23 protein-coding genes are annotated in these 20088 nt (G+C 38.8%); 15 read left to right on the plus strand and 8 right to left on the minus strand.

Annotated elements, in window-relative coordinates; translation table 11 throughout:
- From RTR43_RS07630 to RTR43_RS07655, 6 genes are all read left to right on the plus strand, one after another.
- A partial coding sequence (locus RTR43_RS07630; protein WP_312470823.1) for a molybdopterin dinucleotide binding domain-containing protein occupies window positions 1-334 on the plus strand: 334 nt, incomplete at its 5' end.
- A 16-nt stretch (window positions 335-350) separates the two neighbouring features.
- A complete protein-coding gene (locus tag RTR43_RS07635) occupies window positions 351-758 on the plus strand; it encodes a nitrate reductase cytochrome c-type subunit (RefSeq protein ID WP_312470825.1) in 408 nt (135 codons plus the stop codon).
- Window positions 759-830: 72 nt separating this feature from the next.
- The gene (locus RTR43_RS07640; protein WP_312470827.1) at window positions 831-1094 is read left to right on the plus strand and encodes a chaperone NapD; all 264 of its coding nucleotides are present in this window, start codon (window positions 831-833) and stop codon (window positions 1092-1094) included.
- Window positions 1091-1651, plus strand: coding sequence for a 4Fe-4S dicluster domain-containing protein (locus RTR43_RS07645; RefSeq protein ID WP_312470830.1), 561 nt, complete (start codon window positions 1091-1093; stop codon window positions 1649-1651). The genes RTR43_RS07640 and RTR43_RS07645 overlap by 4 nt, the downstream gene beginning before the upstream one ends.
- Before the next feature lie 397 nt (window positions 1652-2048).
- Window positions 2049-4412 (plus strand): alkaline phosphatase PhoX, encoded by a 2364-nt coding sequence (locus RTR43_RS07650; protein WP_312470831.1) that lies wholly within the window; start codon window positions 2049-2051, stop codon window positions 4410-4412.
- Window positions 4413-4558: 146 nt separating this feature from the next.
- Complete coding sequence (locus RTR43_RS07655; RefSeq protein ID WP_312470833.1) at window positions 4559-5131, plus strand: DNA-3-methyladenine glycosylase I; 573 nt, start codon at window positions 4559-4561, stop codon at window positions 5129-5131.
- Window positions 5132-5143: 12 nt separating this feature from the next.
- Here the strand turns inward: RTR43_RS07655 and RTR43_RS07660 are convergent, their stop codons facing one another.
- From RTR43_RS07660 to RTR43_RS07670, 3 genes are all read right to left on the minus strand, one after another.
- Complete coding sequence (locus RTR43_RS07660; protein ID WP_264760479.1) at window positions 5144-5272, minus strand: hypothetical protein; 129 nt, start codon at window positions 5270-5272, stop codon at window positions 5144-5146.
- A gap of 32 nt (window positions 5273-5304) precedes the next feature.
- A complete protein-coding gene (locus RTR43_RS07665) occupies window positions 5305-5730 on the minus strand; it encodes a hypothetical protein (protein ID WP_312470835.1) in 426 nt (141 codons plus the stop codon).
- A 256-nt stretch (window positions 5731-5986) separates the two neighbouring features.
- Complete coding sequence (locus RTR43_RS07670) at window positions 5987-6148, minus strand: hypothetical protein (protein WP_312470837.1); 162 nt, start codon at window positions 6146-6148, stop codon at window positions 5987-5989.
- Window positions 6149-6440: 292 nt separating this feature from the next.
- On the opposite strand from RTR43_RS07670, the gene RTR43_RS07675 reads away from it, so the two are divergent.
- Both RTR43_RS07675 and RTR43_RS07680 read left to right on the plus strand, forming a co-directional pair.
- On the plus strand, window positions 6441-7097 hold the full coding sequence (locus RTR43_RS07675) for a TetR/AcrR family transcriptional regulator (protein ID WP_312470839.1): 657 nt from the start codon (window positions 6441-6443) through the stop codon (window positions 7095-7097).
- A 33-nt stretch (window positions 7098-7130) separates the two neighbouring features.
- Entirely contained in the window at window positions 7131-7862 is a 732-nt protein-coding gene (locus tag RTR43_RS07680) for a GTP pyrophosphokinase (protein ID WP_396954544.1), read from the plus strand.
- A gap of 94 nt (window positions 7863-7956) precedes the next feature.
- Here RTR43_RS07680 and RTR43_RS07685 read toward each other — a convergent pair whose 3' ends face one another.
- Together RTR43_RS07685 and RTR43_RS07690 are read right to left on the minus strand one after the other, a co-directional pair.
- On the minus strand, window positions 7957-8118 hold the full coding sequence (locus tag RTR43_RS07685) for a hypothetical protein (RefSeq protein WP_312470840.1): 162 nt from the start codon (window positions 8116-8118) through the stop codon (window positions 7957-7959).
- Between the two features lie 152 nt (window positions 8119-8270).
- The gene (locus RTR43_RS07690) at window positions 8271-9380 is read right to left on the minus strand and encodes a metallophosphoesterase (RefSeq protein WP_312470841.1); all 1110 of its coding nucleotides are present in this window, start codon (window positions 9378-9380) and stop codon (window positions 8271-8273) included.
- Window positions 9381-9610: 230 nt separating this feature from the next.
- Between RTR43_RS07690 and RTR43_RS07695 the strand changes: the two genes are divergently transcribed.
- Window positions 9611-9958: a metal-sensitive transcriptional regulator gene (locus tag RTR43_RS07695; RefSeq protein WP_312470843.1), complete on the plus strand. Its 348-nt coding sequence runs from the start codon at window positions 9611-9613 to the stop codon at window positions 9956-9958.
- A 61-nt stretch (window positions 9959-10019) separates the two neighbouring features.
- Here RTR43_RS07695 and RTR43_RS07700 read toward each other — a convergent pair whose 3' ends face one another.
- A complete protein-coding gene (locus RTR43_RS07700; protein WP_312470845.1) occupies window positions 10020-11294 on the minus strand; it encodes an MFS transporter in 1275 nt (424 codons plus the stop codon).
- Between the two features lie 24 nt (window positions 11295-11318).
- Window positions 11319-12626 (minus strand): alkaline phosphatase family protein, encoded by a 1308-nt coding sequence (locus RTR43_RS07705; protein WP_312470847.1) that lies wholly within the window; start codon window positions 12624-12626, stop codon window positions 11319-11321.
- Between the two features lie 196 nt (window positions 12627-12822).
- Between RTR43_RS07705 and RTR43_RS07710 the strand changes: the two genes are divergently transcribed.
- Together RTR43_RS07710 and RTR43_RS07715 are read left to right on the plus strand one after the other, a co-directional pair.
- Window positions 12823-13734 (plus strand): alpha/beta hydrolase, encoded by a 912-nt coding sequence (locus tag RTR43_RS07710; protein ID WP_312470849.1) that lies wholly within the window; start codon window positions 12823-12825, stop codon window positions 13732-13734.
- Between the two features lie 201 nt (window positions 13735-13935).
- On the plus strand, window positions 13936-14430 hold the full coding sequence (locus tag RTR43_RS07715; RefSeq protein WP_312470851.1) for a flavodoxin domain-containing protein: 495 nt from the start codon (window positions 13936-13938) through the stop codon (window positions 14428-14430).
- Window positions 14431-14660: 230 nt separating this feature from the next.
- Here RTR43_RS07715 and RTR43_RS07720 read toward each other — a convergent pair whose 3' ends face one another.
- Window positions 14661-15035, minus strand: coding sequence for a nucleotide excision repair endonuclease (locus RTR43_RS07720; RefSeq protein ID WP_312470853.1), 375 nt, complete (start codon window positions 15033-15035; stop codon window positions 14661-14663).
- A 335-nt stretch (window positions 15036-15370) separates the two neighbouring features.
- On the opposite strand from RTR43_RS07720, the gene RTR43_RS07725 reads away from it, so the two are divergent.
- The 4 genes from RTR43_RS07725 to hutU all read left to right on the plus strand — a co-directional run bounded on the left by RTR43_RS07725 (window position 15371) and on the right by hutU (window position 20087).
- Window positions 15371-15952 (plus strand): TerD family protein, encoded by a 582-nt coding sequence (locus RTR43_RS07725; protein WP_312470855.1) that lies wholly within the window; start codon window positions 15371-15373, stop codon window positions 15950-15952.
- Window positions 15953-16154: 202 nt separating this feature from the next.
- Entirely contained in the window at window positions 16155-16550 is a 396-nt protein-coding gene (locus RTR43_RS07730) for a hypothetical protein (protein WP_312470856.1), read from the plus strand.
- Window positions 16551-16711: 161 nt separating this feature from the next.
- Window positions 16712-18223, plus strand: coding sequence for a helix-turn-helix domain-containing protein (locus RTR43_RS07735; RefSeq protein ID WP_312470858.1), 1512 nt, complete (start codon window positions 16712-16714; stop codon window positions 18221-18223).
- 184 nt (window positions 18224-18407) lie between these two features.
- Window positions 18408-20087: a urocanate hydratase gene (hutU, locus tag RTR43_RS07740; RefSeq protein ID WP_312470860.1), complete on the plus strand. Its 1680-nt coding sequence runs from the start codon at window positions 18408-18410 to the stop codon at window positions 20085-20087.
- The last annotated feature ends 1 nt before the right edge of the window (window position 20088 follow it).

The following is a 20088-nucleotide window of genomic DNA, read 5'->3' on the forward strand; positions in this document are numbered from 1 at the left end:
GGGTCGGGTGTTAGAGCACTGGCATAGCGGTACAATGACAAGAAGGGTTCCAGAACTTCATAAGGCATTCCCAGAAGCACTTTGCGAAATTAACCCAGAAGATGCTAAGGCACTTGGCATCAAAACAGGCGATATGGTGAGCGTGATTTCACGTCGTGGCGAAGTAAAGGTGAAGGCAACGACAACTGGAAGAGGCAATCCGCCTAAGGGACTGATTTACGTGCCATTTTTCGCCGAAGAAACACTAATTAATCTCGTAACCTTAGATTGTTATTGTCCAATTTCCAAGCAGACAGATTTTAAAAAATGTGCGGTTAAAATTGTGAAGGCATAATGGGGGTGAGAAGGTCATGAAAGAAAAAGGAATTGTTTATATTGTTGGGTTTATCGTTATTCTTGCAATAGCCATTGGTGTAACAAAGTATCAATGGTCCTTAGGAGCAACAAAAACCCAAGGAGCAGTTAGTGCTCAACCAGTACTCGTGCAACTGACTGAAAAGGGAAGACCTGATGCAACAACCATGGGACTATTAAATGTACCACCATTACAGCCAGCCACACACGTGGACCGTTGGAATCCGAAGCTCCATCAAGATAGCTGTTTAGCATGCCACGGCAAAGCTGGAACAGGGGCACCAACACCAACAGCTGTCCACTTCTATGATAATGATACAAAAGGAAAAATATTTAGAGATAATTGCGTTCAGTGTCATGCCCAGCAAAATGAGACAAAAACCAAAACGGCATTTACCAATTAAAATGTAAGCGAAAGCCTTTTGTTTTTGAATAGCAGGCTTTCCTGCCACACCATAGGAGGGGGGTAGCTATAGATGGTTATTTCGGGAATATATGTTGAAACAATCCCTGGTCAAGCAGAGCAGGCTGCAGCACAACTGACAAAACTTGATGGTGTGGAAGTACACCATATTCACGAGGAAAAAAAGGTTATCCTCACGCTCGAAACCGTGACGGTAGACCAAAGCTATAAAACGGCTGAAAAATTTAAAGATGTTGCCGGTGTACTAGCGATTTGCCTTGTTTATACCAACTTCGAGGACGAACCTTTTTATCAGGAAGTGGCTGGTGTTCAATGACTGAGAGATTAAACAGACGAGAATTTCTCAATTTAAACTGGGAGTCGACGATTGGTTTCTTGGGGAATTTCCTTGGGCCACAAATGGAAATGGAACGTGACTTTTTTCGCCCGCCCGGGTCTTGCGGAGAGCTGGAGTTCCTTACATCGTGTACTAGATGCGGGCAGTGTCAGGATATTTGCCCAGAACAGAGTATCCGCTTATTTACGCTAGCAAATGGAGCCAAACTTGTGAATACACCCTATATGGTTCCGAATGAGTCGCCATGTACCTTTTGCAAAAAGTGTATTGAGATATGTCCGACAGGTTCTTTAAACCTCACTGATTTTGCGGCTAGTCCAGCTCTTGGGTACGTTAAGGTGCAAAAAGACAGATGTCTAGGGTATCAAAATGTCATGTGTGATTATTGCGTCAGATCATGTCCAGTGAGCGGAGCTATCAGAATTGAAAACAGTGTCCCAGTGGTTTTAATACAGCACTGCACAGGCTGTGGGATTTGCATTTCTCATTGTATCGCTGAAGGAAGCGCCTTAAAGGTCATAATGAAAGAAGAATAGAAAATACGGAATTACTTAGTAGAGCATCTTGAAGGAGATTTTTTTCCTTAAGATGCTCTTTTCAGTGGAAAAGGGGAGGAGCGTCACAAAAATGAATCACTTTAACCAGCTAAAGTAAAATACCCATTTCACTAGACGAAAGATGTGAAGTCGAGCTCTGCTCTCACCGCCTTTATTAGGTGACTACGGCTTGTTCTCTAAATTTATTTCCATGGTAGGGTTGGGAGTTGAGGCTCATGATGGTTTTTAGGCTAGGGAAAAAGAAATAAGAAAGGCAATAAATGATCTTTTTGAACAAAATTTACAATTCTTTAACTTATCTCAACATTCTATTTATCATAGCTTAATATTTTCAAGGTTTAATAGAGTGGTAAATACTATTTTGGGAGGGAATAACATGAAAAAGAGATTATCGGTTGTATTAGCACTTGGTTTAATGATACCTGCATTAACACCAGCAGCAGCTGCAGGGAAGGATATCACAATTAATTCTTTTAAATTTAACTCCATGAAGGCACCAGCTACGATTGAAGAAATGGTTAAGACATACACCGGGGCATCTATGGATGTAACATACAGCAATGGAACAAAAAAGAATTTTCCACTTACATATAAACAATTATTTTTATCAGATGAAAAAATCGTAACAAATAAAGGTGTGAAAATCCCAGCAGGAACTCCAATCGATGTAAATGGAAACCCTATAGTTGATAAAAGTATCCCAGGGAAGGAAAAATTCTATATTTCAGATGCTCCAGATTCCAATAGTTTAATGAATGTTGGCGGAAACCTATTCCTCGTGTCGCATTTTGAATATCAAACAGTTGATAATTCAGGAAAATCTGCTTACGGAGTTGTTCCAGCCTCAATGACTTTAACAGCATTAAACCAAAATAAAAAGACTGGTGAATTATCTGTAAAGGATGCTAAAAAAATTGATTTCGCAAAGGTAAACGGGCTATGGATTCCCTGTAACGGATCAACTTCACCTTGGGGAACGCATTTAGGTTCTGAAGAGTATGAACCAAATGCACGTCAATTCGAAGCTGAAATCGGAACAGACAAAGATTCTACGAATGTTAAATCATTTGCAAAGCTATATTTTGGAGATGAAACAAAAGCGAATCCTTATAATTATGGATGGATTCCTGAAGTTTCAGTAAAACCAAATGGCGATACGAGCGTCGTAAAACACTACAGCACTGGTCGCTTTTCACATGAATTAATGCAGGTCATGCCTGATAATAAAACAGCATTTTTCGGTGATGACGGTAACTATACTGTCACATTTATGTATGTTGCTGACAAAGAAAATGACTTATCTGCTGGTACTTTATATGCTGCTAAATTTGTCCAAACGAGTACCGATAATGGTGGAGCGGGTAATCTTGAATGGATTAAACTTGGACATTCTACTGACGATGAAATTAGAACGATCATTGACAAAGGGACAAAATTCAGTGATATTTTTGAAACAGCTGATCAAGCAGCTGAAGGCTTCACCGCCATTAAAACAGATTCTAGCGGGGCAAAAATTGAATATTTAAAAGTAAAACCTGGAATGGAAAAAGCTGCCGCATTCTTAGAATCACGACGTTATGCAGCCTTAAAAGGTGCCACTGCTGAATTCCGAAAAATGGAAGGGTTAGCAGTTAACGCAAAAGATAAGAAGGTCTATATGGCAATGTCTGAGATTGGGAAAGGAATGCTAGAAGATACAAAGCATGTCGACCCAGTAGATGATATTCGCTTACCGCAAATTCTTGCAGGTGGAACATTTGAATTAAACTTAACGGGTGGTCAAAGCGATAAAGAAGGTCATGCTATTTCTAGTAACTATGTTGCTTCTTCCATGAAAGCAATTGTGGTTGGAGAAGATCTTCCTGCTCCAGATGCCTATGGAAATAAAGCAAATCCAAATAAGGTTTCCAAACCAGATAATCTAAGCTATTCAGAAAAAATGAGAACATTATTTATCGGTGAAGATGGCAGCGAGCATACAAATAACTTTGTTTGGGCTTACAATATTGATACAAAAGAACTTTCTCGTGTCCTATCCGTTCCAGCTGGCGCTGAAGCCACTGGTTTACGTGTACTCGATAACTTTAATGGGTTCTCCTACATTTTGAATAACTATCAGCATCCAGGTGATGAACTGCAAAATTTCCAAGGAACAGCTGTGGATAAAGTGGCATTAGAGAAAGCGATGAAAGACGGCATTGGTATTAATGAAAAAGGCGGTGTTGGATATATCGCCGGAATGCCACAACTTGATGGGAAACACGTTGGATGGTATTTCAGTTCCGGAAAATGGAGTTATTTTAATGAAGATGGCGAGATGCAAACAGGCTGGGTGAAAGATGGAGGCAAATGGTATTACCTTGATGGAAATGGTGAAATGTTAACTAGTTGGGTAAAAGATGGAGCGAAATGGTATTACCTTGGAGCAAATGGAGAAATGAAAACTGGCTGGGTAAAAGATGGAGCGAAATGGTATTACCTTGCTGCAAAAGGAGAAATGAAAACTGGCTGGGTAAAAGATGGAGCAAAATGGTATTATCTTGCAGCAAATGGAGCAATGAAAACAGGTTGGCTACAAGATGGAAGTAAATGGTATTACCTTGGATCAAATGGAGAAATGAAAACAGGCTGGGTAAAAGTTGGAACGAAGTGGTATTACCTTTATAGCAATGGAAGCATGGCTGCAAACACAACCATTAATGGATACAAAGTTAATCAACGTGGTGAATGGATAAAATAATATTTTATAAAAAGAGTGGGATCACAGCTGTGATTCGACTCTTTTTTTATGGAGGAAAATCAATGCTAGTTCCATAGTGTATTAAATGGGTTTTATTGTTATAATTTTAATATAACAATAGGAAAATAAGTTTGGGGGTTACAAAAATGAATAGATGTGGCTGGGTCAATCAGGATCCTCTATATATCGATTACCATGATCATGAATGGGGAGTCCCTGTCTATGAGGATCGCTTGCTATTTGAATATTTAAATCTTGAAGGGGCACAGGCAGGCCTGAGCTGGTATACGATTTTAAAGAAGCGGGAGAATTACCGCAAAGCCTTTGATAACTTTGTTGCTGAAAAAATCATCCGGTATGATGAGTGTAAAATAGAAGAATTGTTACATAATGAAGGAATTGTCCGAAATAAACTGAAAATAAATGCGGTCATCACAAATGCAAGGGCCTATTTGCAGGTGATCGAGGAATATGGCTCCTTCCAAACGTATATCTGGTCTTTTGTAGGTGGGAAGCCAATTCAAAATCACTTCAAAGAAATGAAAGATGTTCCGGCAACAACCGAAATCAGCGATAAATTAAGTAAAGATTTAAAGAAACGCGGGTTTAAATTTGTCGGCTCAACGATTTGTTACGCGTTTATGCAGGCAGTTGGCATGGTAAATGACCATATCGTCACGTGTGACTGCTATCAAAAGGCCGTACACTTAAAAAAATAAAGAAAAAAGCGATTATCTCATCTGGGAGACATCGCTTTCTTTCGCTTGGGTAAAGAAAAAGATAAAGACAGCGATGGAAAGTAAAAATAAAAATATACCACCTTTTGATGGTTCAATAGTGGGTAAATCTGTTAAAGCCATAAAAAGCACACCCTTCATTTAGTATTGAACCATTAGGAATCAACATTTAAATAATCAGTCACAATCCAGCGGAATTGCGTGAAGACTTTTTCGATATCGGGCAAGGTGTAATCGTGTTTAGGAATACCAAATATGGGTCCTGTCATATTGATGGTAAATCGCCCTGGGCCTAAAAAGATACCTGACACATTAATCTGATCGATAATTAATAATACTGCTAAAATAATATCTCCAACGTCAATGACTAAGCTTAATGTTTTATTCTCATATTTCCCTTCCAATCGGGCAATGCCAGTTAATGGCCCGCCCACTGATAAAGCAAATCCACCTGGTTCAATAATTAATCGGGAGATGGTAAGTTGCCCCGTTAAAAGTAATCCAGCGGTAATGAGATCGATATTTCGTTGAATCAATTGAACTGAACGGATTCCTTGGTTGAATTCACAAACATTCTTCAATTTCTTCACATCCCATTGAAACCAAACGCTTCGTATTTTTTTGCTGAGGATATGAATTCTATGTTAAAAGAGATATCTTTTGTATGTTATGAAATAACGCGATGAATGGTTTTTCAAATTTAAAAGAAATTTGGGCAGACTTGAAAAGCGTAAGCACTCAAGCTTGCCAGTTATCTAGGCAGATGATATAAAACCCAACATAATAAAAAAAGCCCACCACGATTGTGATAGACTTCATTGGAAAACGAAAAGGCTTTTACTGTATTGGTTTTTCAATCAGAAAATCAGTGGCTGGAATCGGAATGATTTTTCCGCCAATTTGAACGTGAACGGTATCGTTGAAAATGGCTTTCACAATTCCTTTTAATGAAATGGTTGAATTAACATCGATTTTTTTTGTTTCAGAATGATTGGCCAAAGAAATCAACACCTTTCTAAGGTTTTACATCATATAACTAGTGGAGACAGTAAAAATTATGATACATATAATATTCGCAAAAAATATTGTAAATTCCTTTATTGATTATTATCTTTTAAAAAAATTTTGTTCATGTTACCCTCATTCCATTAATCAAGGGGTGAAAAATAGTGAAGTGATGGTAACATGAACTATAGTTCAAGTATTACACGATTTCGGCTGACTGTCAACCGTAACATGAACTATGGTTCATTTAATTATGTTGTGTTATGATAGGAAATGAGGTGATAAAATGTCAGACCGTGAGGATATACTTGTTGGCGATTTTCCATTTGTCCCTAAACAGGAACGTGCTCAACAAAAAAGAAATGCACTGCTCGAAAGCGGGCATATGTTATTTTTTTCTAAGGGATACGAACACACAACCGCAAAGGAAATTGCCGCCCATGCAGGAGTAGCTACGGGAACCTTTTATCGTTATTTTTCAGATAAACGACAACTTTTAATGTCTCTATTAGAGGATAAATTAGACAAGCTTCTGCCCCCTGAACCGAGTTGGCTTTCCTGTGATCCTGAAGCTTTATTAGCATCACTTTTGGAAGCCCATAATAATCGACTTAAAGAAGTAGGGCTTCGTCGCGTGCTGCCTGAATTATTGCCTAAGGATCCAGAATTGGCAGAAGTATTGAGTGTGGCCAGGAGAAAAATTCATGGAAGAATCCTTTCTGGATTGAAACAAGTAAGTGAATGTGGGTTAACCTGGAAGGATTTAGATATGGATACAGTAACATGGTCGATTATGGTTTTAGCGGAAAATGGGCCTGATAAAGAGAAACAAAGCGGAAAGCAGGCAGATTACCATGAACTTGCTAAAGTGATGTGCCGCTTGGTATTTCCACCAGATATATTGAAAAAATTACGAACCGAGAAAAAAAGTCCAGCAGAATAACTGGCTAATCTTCGATGGAGAGGACGTAACTAATTGAATATTGAGCAAATGATTGATATGAAAGAACTTAAAGCACTGAAAGTGGAACTAACAAGATTTATGATGGCCTACAAATTTGCTTTAGACGAAATGAATACGAAAATAAATATTCTAAAAGATGAATTTAATTATATTCATGACTATAATCCAATAGAACATGTAAAGTCGCGGATTAAGTCACCGGAAAGCATTTTTAAGAAGGTATATCGGAAGGGCTATAATTTATCTTTAGCCTCGATTAAAGAAAATGTAAGGGATATTGCTGGAATTCGGATTACTTGTTCGTTTAAATCTGATATTTACGAATTAAGTAAGATGATCGCCGGTCAAAAAGATGTTCGAGTTGTTGATTATAAGGACTACATTAAAAATCCAAAGCCAAATGGTTATCAAAGCCTTCATTTAATTCTAGAAATACCTATATTTATGTCAGACCGTGAGGAATTAACCTATGTTGAGGTTCAAATACGGACGATTGCAATGGATTTTTGGGCCAGTTTAGAACATAAAATATATTATAAATACAACAAGGAAGTGCCGAACCAAATGGTCGCTGAATTAAAAGAGGCCGCTGTAATGGCAGAAGAGTTAGACAGCAAAATGGAACGGCTCCATAAAGAAATTTCAGAAATTAAACAAGCTGAACATGAAAAAGAAGAGCAAATGTCGTTATTGAATGGAAGTTTTAATATGCCATTTATTGAATCTCTGCTGCAAAAAAAATAGCATTGTTAAGATTTTGATGCTTAAAAAAGCCTCTCACGTTAGGTGGGAGGCTTTCTTAGATGAATTAATAATCAATTTAGCAAAGTATGGAAAACTATTGTATTGGTTTTTCTAGCAGGAACTCTGATGTTGGAAGTGTAATAACCTTTCCACCAATTTGTACATGAATGGTATCATTGAAAATCGCTTTTACGATTCCTTTAAGTGAAATCATCGAATTAACCGAGATATTTGGAGATTCAGCTTGGTTTGCCAAAGTAATCAACACCTTCCAATTGTTATGAAAATATTATAAATGATATGGAACAAATAAAGCGAGATTAAAGAATCAGAGAAACGAAAAAATGAGAGGTTACCATAAAAAATTATCATGAGCCTCAACTCCCAATCCATGGACAATGTTTCTGATTACGAAAATGTTATATCAATTTGGATAATTTCCGACCGGCTACCAATCCGAAGGGGTGGACCCCAAAATCCGAACCCTGATGAAACGATGGTATGCAGTTGATTTTTTTGCAAATAACCCCAATCGAGTTCAAATATTCTACGAGTAATCAAATGATTCGGGGCCATTTGCCCTCTGTGTGTATGTCCTGAAAGAAGCAAGTCGACATGATGTTTCTCTGCTTGCTTTATTTCAGCAGGTTGATGATCCATCATGATAAGAGGAAAAGATGGGTCGATATCTGCTAGTAAATTCTCGATTGATAGCCTATTGATATCCGTTTTGTCTTTTCGCCCGGCAAGATAAAAAAGATTATCAATCAATATTACTTGATCAAGTAATATTGATATACCAATTCGTTCCATTTCCTTTAAAAATCTTGGGATCTCGCCGCCATAATATTCATGGTTTCCCAAGACACCGAAAACGCCTAGTGGAGCTGATAATTTCTGCAAGACATCCCCCATTTTCTTTTGGAGAAAGGGTTCGGGATCGTCGTCGATGATATCACCCGGTAATAATATGATATCCGGTTTCAGTTTGTTTACTTCGCGGACAAGCCGGCGAACGTGGGCTAAACCTGAGAGTCTGCCAAAATGCATATCAGAGGCCATGGCGATTTTTAGATGGGAACGGTCATTAACACATTTTGGGATAACAATTGAAAAACTCCTAACTATTGGGTTATAAGCATTAAACGTTCCATAGCTAAAGAGAAGGATAAAGATAGCAAGAACCACCGCACCGATGCAAATTATGACCGTTGTTGACAGAAGACCAGCGAAATCTAGGATGAATGCCACAAGATTTGCGAGCGGTAGGAATAGGATCGCATATTGAAACAATCCCAACCAATAGGAGCCGATTATTTTAAAAAGAGGGACTCTTTTTAGAAAATGGCCAATGACATAGGAATAGGAAATGATGCCAACAATTAAACCGTAAATCCATGTATCCTCCAGACCGAATGCTGTATGGAGCCAAATCCAACCGTTCCAGGCAATATAAAAGCTGAAAACGGAATAGACAATGATAATGAATAAAAAATTTATTAACATACGTAGTTTCATGAAAAACTCCTTTAGTCATGGACTTTTTATACTTAGCGGTTGAGTATGATTGAGGCAATTTTTTAGGAAAACTTGAATTTCAGTTCAAGTATTACATGTTAAAAAAAGGCTGTCAACAAATCAATACAAATACTTTGGTAGTAGGTTGTTACTCGAATAAAATAATGGAGCAGCTTGTCGAATTACTATACCGGGGTATGATATAATAAGGAAAAAAGGAGGGCGTTCGTATGTCTTTTGATCAAGATAATGGGGAAGAACTATTGGATGAATCCTGTTGCGCACATGAGGGTAACCAACGAAAAAGCCATCATTCCGATAAAGTGAAGAATAATCTCGTGACAAGACTTAACCGTATTGAAGGCCAAATTCGTGGTATTAAAGGGCTAATTGAAAAAGATACGTACTGTGATGATGTCATCAACCAGATATCCGCTACTCAATCTGCGCTAAATAGTGTCGCCAAAATCTTGTTGGAAGGCCATATGAAGAGCTGTGTGGTGGAAAGAATTCAAGAAGGCGATCTCGAGGTTTTGGATGAGATTCTTGTCACAATTCAAAAGTTAATGAAAAAGTAATACTGGAAAAATCAAGGTAAATAAATGAGAGACCTCACAACATGGTGTGGTCTCTCAAAATTTATTGAGAAATAGAATTTGATTTTTGGATACTGTTAGCTTCTGGTACGCGCAAGAGGATCAGAGCCCCGATGATAAACAAAACAATTAAGCTAAATACGCCGCTGTTTGTATTTCCAGTTATCTGGGCGGTTAATCCGACTAAGAATGGTCCCAATATCGCGGCAAACTTATAAAAAATACTATAGAAACCAAAGAACTCATTGACACTTTCTTTTGGTACCAGTTTCGCAAAATAAGAACGGCTTAATGCCTGGATTCCACCTTGAGAGGAGGCGACTAGCATCGCCAGGATCCAGAAATCTAAAGTAGTTTTTAAGAAATATGCGTACGTACAAATCACAATATAGATAAAAATCCCAACAAGAAGCATCGTCTTACCCTTGAATTTATCGGCAAGCCTTGCATATAAAATCGCAAACGGAGCAGCGACAACTTGGGTGGCAAACAAAATAATCAATAGGTTATTAGAAGTGATACCTAAATCGGATCCGTATGCCGTCGACATCGTAATGATGGTATTAACCCCGTCAATGTAAAAGAAATAAGCGAGTAAAAATAGAAATAAAGGACGATAAAGCTTTATTTTTTTAAACGTTTCGAATAACTGTTTAAAACCATTTGCAATAGGGTTTGGCACACGTTCCTTATAATAAACCTGCTGCACATTTTTTAACATCGGGATGGTGAATAAGCCCCACCATAAAGCGGTTATAGCAAATGCCGCTTGACTTGCCACTGTCACCGATAAAGGAATGATGTTTTGCTGCGATAAAATGATAAGGGCAATGCTGATAATGAATGGGATCGTGCTTCCAATGTAGCCCATTGCAAAGCCTTTTGAAGATATCTGATTCATTCGGTCTTCTGTCGTCACATCGACAAGGAAGGCATCGTAGAAAATATTCGTTCCGCCAAAACCAATGACGGTGAGCATATAACAGATTAATAAGATCAGCCATTGATTACTAGGCACAACGGAAAGTAGCAGGGTAAAAACAATGCCTAGACCAAAGAAGAAGGCAAAAAATCGCTTCTTAAACCCTTTGAAATCGGCGATACTCCCCAAAATGGGTGCACAAATCGAAATCAACAGTGTAGCAAAGGAATTGGCATACCCCCAATAAGCCGTGGAAGTAGAAGCTGCCAATCCAGCATCTTTGGCCGCTGCTTTAAAGTACAATGGAAAAATGGCGGTAGTTATGAGAATGGAATAGGCAGAGTTTGCCCAATCATAAAATACCCAGCTTTTTTCTTGCTTTGACATCCGACTCATGCAATTTCCTCCTTTTTTTAGTCTCTATAAAGTCAAAATTTCTTCAATCACCCGTCCATCAGTATTTCCTAAGTTAACACCAAGAAGCCTAGCGAATGTCGGGCCTTCATCAATGAGCCGAATCCTTGGGAGCGTAATCGGTTTAATCCCTTTCCCAGCTGCCATAAAAATCGTGCCATAATTCTCTTTTTCTGGTGAATATCCATGGCAGGCTAATGTATATTTTTTATCTGCCGTAACATCCTCCTGGGTAATGGCTTTGATATACTCCCCTTCAAAATCTTCTAAAAAGTAATAACCTCTTTGGGCTTCAAGCATGAAGGCACAAGTCCCGTCTGCCCCTTTTTCAGCAGCTTGTTCACCTGTAAGAGCCCTTTCAATTCCCGAATCAGGGTCTTGGAGCAATGAATCCACAAGAAGCTTTACTTCATTAAATGTCGTGGTATCGTGCATGTCTTTTAGATAAATATATGCGGAGCCATCACAACTTTTACTATAAGCCTTCCAATTAATTAGCTTACCTTTTGCATTGGTTGTGATTAACCTTTGTTTATGTAAAAGTACATTGATATGGAGCGCCTTATTTTCATCGAGGGCACTATGATCGCCTAATACTACCACGGTCGATTTTTCATAGAGTCCGCTTTCCTTTAAGGCATCAATAATTCTGCCCAACCGCTCGTTATGGCGATGAATCGCTGCCATTGCTTCCTTAGAAGAAAACCCATGATAATGGCGCTGAGAATCCAAATCGGTAAAATGGACCATCAATAAATTTGGTTTCTTTGTTTTAATTGTATGGACGGTTGATTCTAGGACAAAGTCATCCAATTCCGGTTGATTCAAACCGTGGCGGATATGGCCGTAGCGTTTATTTAGCTCCAATTGAAAACGGGGAGTACCGTTCATTAGTGATACCAGGATTTGATTTTGCCAAGAACGATTGGCAAAAATCTCGGGCATGTTATAGTCAATTTTTGCTTTTGCCGTCACTGGCCATAATAAAGCAGAAGTCGTCAAGTTTGCCTTTTTTGCTTCATCATACAAAGTCGTACCTTTGATACAATTGCGGTACCAATTCCAGTCCGGAGAAAGCATACCGGGCTGCAAGAGGGTATTATTAATCACACCATGACGGTTCGGATAATTTCCGGTCACGATCGTCGCATGACATGGATAGGTGACAGAAGGGTAAATAGATTCGACATTTTCTACATAAGCCCCATTTGTCAATATGGTCTGAAAGTGTGGTAAGTCTTTTAAAATAGGAAAATCTAAAGCAGCTAAACAATCAAAGGAAATAATAACTAAATGATCAGTAAGTCGATTCATGAAAAACCTCCACGTTTATGGTTTCCAGTTAATTTAATTGTACTATAGGAAATGGACCAATTGTTACAGAATGTTTACGAGATTTCCGAAAAATGAAATAAAAATGATAAATTTTAGACTGGAAGTTATATGTAAAAAAGGTTTTTTCAGTATAATGAAAATATATAAATCGAAGCTTGAAAGGGAGATAGGGACCATGCCGAGTTTCAAAAGTTTTTTTTTAGAAAAAGTAATTAAACTAACTGTAAAAAGAGTTGGTGGTAAAAGTTTGCAAAAAAAGGGGATAAAGGAAAGGCGTCAAAAGCTAGATACTGCTTCTAAAGCATTGAGGATGCCAAAAAACTGTATGGTTGAGCCGCTTGATATGGATGGAATTTACGCAGAGTGGCTTTCCTATAGTGACTCAAAGAATGACAAGGTTATTCTTTATCTCCATGGCGGTGGCTATGGATATTGTTCCGTTCAAACACATAGAACGCTTGCGGCGAGAATTGGGAAGTCTGCTGGGGTAAAGGTGTTTTTACCGGAATACCGGCTTGCCCCTGAACATCCATTTCCGGCTGCGATTGAAGATGCAATCCGTTCTTACCACTGGTTACTTGAGCATGGTTACCCATCCACTAACATTATTTTTGCCGGTGATTCTGCTGGTGGCGGCTTGAGTATCGCCGCTTCTTTGGTGCTGAAAAATCAGAATGAACGTCTCCCGGCAGCGCTTGTCTGTCTTTCTCCGTGGGTGGATTTAACAAGCAGTGGGGAAAGCTATCAAAAAAACGGAGGGGTAGATCCGTATTTGAACGTGGATGGTGTGAGGAAAACCGCACGGATGTATGCAGGAGAGGCAGCCCTCGATCATCCGTTGATTTCAACAATTTTTGCCGATTTAACAGGACTTCCGCCACTGTTCATACAAGTTGGCAGTCATGAAATATTGCAAAGTGATGCAGAAAAGCTTGCGGCCCAGGCACGTAAAGCAGGGGTAAAGGTCACGATGAAGGTTTGGGATGGAATGTGGCATGTTTGGCAAATGAGCGGTGAGTTCTTACCGGAAGCGAGAAAGGCGATCAATGAGATTGGGAATTTTGCAAAAATGATATTTAGTAGATGAAAATTGGACCATTTTATCTGCTTTAGCTGGAGATGGGCATTGGCGCCTGACACCATAAGTGCGTTGTAAAAATTTTGCCAATATTTTTACGGGTATTGGCTTCAATAAGATTTATAATGGAATTAAATATATTCACAACCAAGCCTATTCATAAGTAATCGCGGCTGGTTTTTTTGTAAAATTTCGGAGAGGGGTATTTTCATGAAAAGTCTAATTGTTTATTGCTCATCCCACGGGACTACAGAAAAAGTAGTAGGATTATTAAGTGAGAATCTTGAAGGAGAAGTATTATCGGTAGATTTGAAGAAAGAGAAGACCGTATTTGATCTCAAAGATTTTGATACCGTCCTCATCGGCGGTTCCATTCATGCCGGAACCATTCAAAGGAGAATCAAACAGTTTATCAAGAATAACCATGATAAGCTGCTTGAGAAGGATTTAGGGCTTTTTCTATGTTGTATGCGTGAAGGCGAGATGGCTATCGAGCAATTTAATCATGCTTTTCCACAAGATTTACGAAAAAACTCGGCTGCTATGGGCTTGTTTGGCGGAGAATTTCTCGTTTCGAAAATGAACTTTTTTGAAAGACAGGTTGTTAAAAAAGTAGATGGTATCATTTCTGATCAATCAAATTTAGATGTGGAAGGGATAAAGGAGTTTGCATCAAAGTTGAATCGTCTGAGGAATTTGGTTTAGGGGGTATTAAGTCCTTAGTTTGTATGTATTTGCAAGCGAAACGCGGCCACAGTGATATTATTTTTTAAATAGGAATGCTAAATGACGTTTCTGCCTTTGCAGGAGCGTTTTTTCATTGAATGAAAAATCGAAAATAATTCATCGGTTAAAATAGCGGGATATCAGTTAACAAGAAAAGAGCAGGTTACCCATATCCGTAGATTCATACCCACTCTTTTCATTAAATAGAATTATTTATAGAAAACCTTATCGATATTGTATTTCGCATGAAGAGTATTAATAATATATGTTTCATATATTTCTCTCTCCATCGGGTCTTCCACCACACATACGGCAATCCTATAAACATCATTGCGAACCATTTTGATCGGGGAAACAGTATCTTCAAAATGTCTCTTTACCCGTGGTCTTAATTTTCTAGCTTTACCGACAAACAACAATTCATCGTTTGCATTAAAAAATAAGATAATTCCGCCTTTATCCCTGGGAATTTTATTGTAATCGATGAATCCATATACACTGCTTAATGGGGATTCCACTTTTTCTCCAACTTGCCTATTTTTTGTAATCACGATATCTGGGTTAGGTATTTCAATTTTTATCATAAAAATATTCGCTCCCTGCTTAAAAATAAACGGTTCACCCGTTTTGCTAACAGTTTATTATAGCATAACCAACCATCCTTGGTTTGACTTTCTTAATTTAACCATATTTCTCAGTGGATAATCTTGTTCAGAGAGGACCTACTGATTTAAAATGATAAATATGAAAATAATGGTAGTAAATTAAAGATGATTTTTGTACACTTAATGAAGGTATAGTAATTTTTAGGATTTGCATTTTTTTTATGTGTGGTATTATACTAATGAATTCAGATTGTTATTAGCTTTCTATTTTATTAGAAGGTTACATAAAAAATATAATACGAAAGGGTGTTAATATGGCAATTTCATTGTCTAAAGGTCAGAAGGTTGACTTAACAAAAACAAATCCCGGTTTATCGAAGGTTGTTGTTGGTCTTGGCTGGGATACGAATCGATACGATGGCGGAAACGATTTCGATTTAGATGCAAGTGTGTTCTTATTAGATGCTAACGGCAAATGTGCTTCTGATCGAGATTTTATTTTCTATAACCAGCTAGAGGGTGGAAATGGTTCTGTTGTACATACAGGTGATAACCGCACGGGAGAAGGAGAAGGCGATGATGAGCAAGTTAAAGTAAATTTAAGTGCTGTTCCTGCTCAAGTAGAAAAAATCTCGTTTGTTATTACGATTCATGACGCTGAAGCACGCGGCCAGAATTTTGGACAAGTCTCGAATGCCTTCTGCCGTATCGTCAACGAAGAAACGAATCAAGAAATCATTCGTTATGATTTGGGAGAAGATTTCTCTGTTGAAACAGCGATTATTGTTGGTGAATTATACCGTCATAACGGCGAGTGGAAATTCTCAGCAGTCGGCTCTGGCTACCAAGGCGGACTCGCCCGCATCGCAACAGACTTTGGTCTAAACGTAGGCTAAACATAGTAAATAAAAAGGGAAAAGAACAAGGACAAGAAGGGTGAGCAGATCCTGCTTGTCCTTTTTTCTGGTTTGATACTCTTATTATTTTTTTAATTATTACATGAATATAGCGTTTTGTTTAATATGATGTGTTGAAAGTGCTTCGTTTGTCGGGTTATGGTAAAATAAATAACTATTGGGAAAGGAGAGAGATAGTTATATGAGGTCTTTAATAAAAACACAGATTCTTGCCATTTTATTTGCGTTTTTTTGGGTTTTATACATAAATATAGTAGCTTTTTTTGATCAACCTGGTCGTGCGCTTCAATATATTAATTGGTTCGTTTTTGGATTTGCAATTCTCCTAACAATTATTTATTTTCTAATGACCAAATATTTCATCGGGCGAAACTGGATGGCTGTTCCTTTAATTTTGCTTCCATATTTCTTGATATACCAGCCCTTTTTCGAGCGACTTCAATCAAGCTTAGTGAATGATGATTATAGAATGATGATTAATTTCTTATCACGGTCAACAGGGACGCTTCATGTTATTACGATGCTTTTTGGGATTATGGTCGGGATTATGTTCTCAAGGCCGCATAGTAAGGGTTAATTTCGTTATAGCATCAATTTTTCCAAACGGCTTTTTTCCACCTCCCAAACCTCTTTTTGAAAGGATTCGTAAAGGAATCTCCGCGTGAACTGCGCCAGATTCCATGTATCGTGCTATTACTTCGTTTTATGTATAATTGAGGGAGAAGGGGTGACTTCTTTATGGAAGGTAAGTGGCTGATTGCCGATCGGGATTTGAATGAGCGGGAGGGGTTAAAGTGGCTGTTGAAAACCTCTTCGATTCCAGTCACGAACATTTTACTGGCTTCAAATTATCAAGAATTTATTGTTTTGTTTGAAAAAGAAACCCCTGATATTGTTTTAGTAGAGCTTGATATGATAAGTAAAGGAGAATGGTCGACCTTTCGTGAGTTGATGCAAATATACCCCCCCGTTTTACTGTTAACAAGTGCGGAAGCAACCTTTGAAAAGGCAAGACAGGCGATTGACATGCAGGCCCTAGACCTGATGATTAAACCATTTTCGACAACTAAGGTAAAGTCAGCCTACCAAAAAGCTTCCCGAAAATTAACAATAAAAAATAATACTGCTGGAAGCCGTCATTCATATTATTATAAAGATATTTCCTACGAAGCTTTATTTCTTTCACAAACGACGTTCATAGAGAGCTATCAAATTGCAGCCCTTCAGACGGAGAGCAACGAAACAATTGACACATTGCACTCTTTTTTAACTGAATATCCTTTCAAAGATATACGTGGAATTTTCCCTTTGAGTGATATGATGATCCTTTTATTTAAGGACACATGTTCGAATATAACGGAACAGTGCCAAAAGGCGATGAGAAGGTGGGAGGAGGAATTTTCCGATCCCCTTGCAATCGTTATTCATAAGGGCCATGATCATTCCATGACATTAAATCAGAAATACCTACAAATAAGAAAAATGATGGAGTTCACCTATTACAAGGGATATCAGCAGGTAGTGGAGTTTGAATATTCACCGGATTGGGTTCACACCGACCCTTTCTTGACACCTCCTGAACAACGGGCATGGGTCGACATGCTTACTACCATTGACTTAGAACAAATAAAAAATTGGCTTTATAATGAATTCCTACAATTAATAGACCCTTATCCTGATCCTGGCCTAGTAAGGATCAGACTGACGAGTATTTTAGCTCAAGTAAGAAGATTTATGAAAACGTACAATTTACATGAAGACCACGATTTGGAGCGGGATTACCCCTATATTTTCAATTCCATATTGTATGACACCGTTCTTTATCGGACTGTTCAGAACTTGATTTTATTTATCCAAAGACTATTTCTTGGTGCTGAAACGAGCATCCAAAACCTTAAGCAAGATCCGATTGAACGAGCCATTGCTTATATGGAGGCTAACTTTTCCAATAGTAACCTTCGACTGGAAGACGTCGCGAAATATGTGGACCGCAATCCTTCCTATTTCAGTCATCTGCTTGCGTCGAGAACGAGTTCGAGCTTTACCGACGTTTTGTCTGGAATAAGGATGAAGGAAGCGAAACGGTTATTACTGGAGACAAGTAAGCAGGTGAAAGAAATTTCAGCTCTGGTCGGTTATCAAAATTCCAATTATTTTAGCAAAATGTTTAAAGAAATCATCGGGTTGTCACCGCGGGAGTTCCGAATGAAAAAAGTGGATATGTTGAACGGAGAGATAGGCTCAGGATGAAACCAGAGTCTATTTTTTTCTAAAAATATTACTTGTTTCTAAAAATATTATCATTGGTTCTGTCTGTAAAACCCATATTATCTATCTTAAGATAAAAATACTATCTTTTATCTACGTTTTCAGTGGTATTTTTCAGAAGATTTCATTTTTATAATGAAATAAATGATAATAAGGAGTGGAATCGATGGAAAAGAATACGGTGAAACCGAGAGTCATTAAAAACTATAATGGAACAGAACTACATGCAAAGGGGTGGATTCAAGAGGCAGCCCTTCGCATGCTGATGAACAACCTTGACCAAGAGGTTGCCGAAAGACCGGAGGATTTAGTAGTTTACGGGGGAATTGGTAAAGCTGCTCGTAACTGGGAGTCATATGATGCGATTGTGAAAACGTTGCTTGAATTAGAAAATGATGAAACATTGCTAATTCAATCTGGTAAACCCGTAGCTGTTTGGAAGTCTCATAAAGACGCACCTCGTGTATTACTTGCTAACTCCAACCTCGTTCCAGCCTGGGCGAATTGGGAGCATTTTCATGAGTTAGATAAAAAGGGACTGATGATGTACGGTCAAATGACGGCCGGCAGCTGGATCTATATTGGTAGCCAAGGAATTGTTCAAGGAACGTATGAAACCTTTGCCGAGCTTGCTCGTCAGGAATTTGGCGGAACATTGAAGCACACGATCACATTGACAGCCGGTCTTGGCGGCATGGGTGGTGCACAGCCTTTAGCAGTTACCATGAACGATGGAGTTTGTTTAGCGATAGATGTCGATGAAACGAGAATTGACCGTCGGATTGAAACCTCATACCTTGATGTAAAAACAAACGACTTAGAGGAAGCATTGGAAATGGCTCATAAGGCGAAGGGAGAAGGAAAGGCGTTATCAATCGGCTTATTAGGAAATGCGGCTGAAATTTTACCATTAATGATTGAAAAAGGCTTTAATCCTGATGTACTAACAGATCAAACCTCTGCACACGATCCTTTAAACGGCTATATCCCAGTTGGTTATTCTTTAGAAGCAGCAGCAGTGTTAAGGAAAGCAGACCCGGTTGGGTTTGTGAAGTTTGCTAAACAAAGTATGGCTATACATGTGCAAGCCATGTTGAAAATGCAAGAAAAAGGTGCCGTAACGTTTGATTACGGTAACAATATCCGTCAGGTGGCAAAGGACGAAGGCGTAGAAAACGCATTTGACTTCCCTGGTTTCGTTCCAGCTTATATCCGTCCGTTGTTCTGTGAAGGAAAAGGACCATTCCGCTGGGCAGCCCTTTCAGGTGACCCTAAAGATATTCACAAAATTGATGAAGCTTTGCTACGCGAGTTCAAAGATGATGAGCATCTTTGCAAATGGGTTAGGATGGCTCAGGAAAAAATCAGTTTCCAAGGACTTCCGGCACGGATTTGCTGGTTAGGTTATGGTGACCGCGCCCGTTTTGGAAAAGTGATTAATGATATGGTTGCCTCCGGTGAGGTTTCAGCACCAATCGTTATTGGCCGTGATCATTTGGACGCTGGTTCTGTTGCCTCGCCAAACCGCGAAACAGAGGCAATGAGAGATGGCAGTGATGCGGTTTCTGACTGGCCGATTTTGAATGCGATGATTAATGCCGTTGGCGGTGCTAGCTGGGTTTCTCTACATCATGGTGGCGGAGTCGGCATGGGCTATTCCCAGCATTCCGGCATGGTTATTGTGGCTGATGGAACAAAAGATGCGGAAGTTCGCCTTGAGCGGGTATTAACAACTGACCCTGGTATGGGTGTGGTTCGTCATGCGGATGCTGGTTATGAGCTAGCGATTAAGACAGCAAAGGAAAAAGGCATAAAAATGCCAATGCTTCAACAAGACCAAGACTAAG

Source organism: Neobacillus sp. (assembly GCF_031988165.1).
GTDB classification, from domain to species: domain Bacteria; phylum Bacillota; class Bacilli; order Bacillales; family Cytobacillaceae; genus Neobacillus; species Neobacillus rhizosphaerae.

Coding starts and splice junctions, on each gene's coding strand:
- RTR43_RS07655 (WP_312470833.1), top strand. CDS start 4,559: ATGAATAGATGTGGCTGGGTCAATCAGGATCCTCTATATATCGATTAC.
- RTR43_RS07700 (WP_312470845.1), bottom strand. CDS start 11,294: ATGAGTCGGATGTCAAAGCAAGAAAAAAGCTGGGTATTTTATGATTGG.
- RTR43_RS07640 (WP_312470827.1), top strand. CDS start 831: ATGGTTATTTCGGGAATATATGTTGAAACAATCCCTGGTCAAGCAGAG.
- RTR43_RS07690 (WP_312470841.1), bottom strand. CDS start 9,380: ATGAAACTACGTATGTTAATAAATTTTTTATTCATTATCATTGTCTAT.
- RTR43_RS07650 (WP_312470831.1), top strand. CDS start 2,049: ATGAAAAAGAGATTATCGGTTGTATTAGCACTTGGTTTAATGATACCT.
- hutU (WP_312470860.1), top strand. CDS start 18,408: ATGGAAAAGAATACGGTGAAACCGAGAGTCATTAAAAACTATAATGGA.
- RTR43_RS07660 (WP_264760479.1), bottom strand. CDS start 5,272: ATGGCTTTAACAGATTTACCCACTATTGAACCATCAAAAGGTGGTATA.
- RTR43_RS07635 (WP_312470825.1), top strand. CDS start 351: ATGAAAGAAAAAGGAATTGTTTATATTGTTGGGTTTATCGTTATTCTT.
- RTR43_RS07720 (WP_312470853.1), bottom strand. CDS start 15,035: ATGATAAAAATTGAAATACCTAACCCAGATATCGTGATTACAAAAAAT.
- RTR43_RS07675 (WP_312470839.1), top strand. CDS start 6,441: ATGTCAGACCGTGAGGATATACTTGTTGGCGATTTTCCATTTGTCCCT.
- RTR43_RS07715 (WP_312470851.1), top strand. CDS start 13,936: ATGAAAAGTCTAATTGTTTATTGCTCATCCCACGGGACTACAGAAAAA.
- RTR43_RS07730 (WP_312470856.1), top strand. CDS start 16,155: ATGAGGTCTTTAATAAAAACACAGATTCTTGCCATTTTATTTGCGTTT.
- RTR43_RS07695 (WP_312470843.1), top strand. CDS start 9,611: ATGTCTTTTGATCAAGATAATGGGGAAGAACTATTGGATGAATCCTGT.
- RTR43_RS07710 (WP_312470849.1), top strand. CDS start 12,823: ATGCCGAGTTTCAAAAGTTTTTTTTTAGAAAAAGTAATTAAACTAACT.
- RTR43_RS07645 (WP_312470830.1), top strand. CDS start 1,091: ATGACTGAGAGATTAAACAGACGAGAATTTCTCAATTTAAACTGGGAG.
- RTR43_RS07735 (WP_312470858.1), top strand. CDS start 16,712: ATGGAAGGTAAGTGGCTGATTGCCGATCGGGATTTGAATGAGCGGGAG.
- RTR43_RS07725 (WP_312470855.1), top strand. CDS start 15,371: ATGGCAATTTCATTGTCTAAAGGTCAGAAGGTTGACTTAACAAAAACA.
- RTR43_RS07705 (WP_312470847.1), bottom strand. CDS start 12,626: ATGAATCGACTTACTGATCATTTAGTTATTATTTCCTTTGATTGTTTA.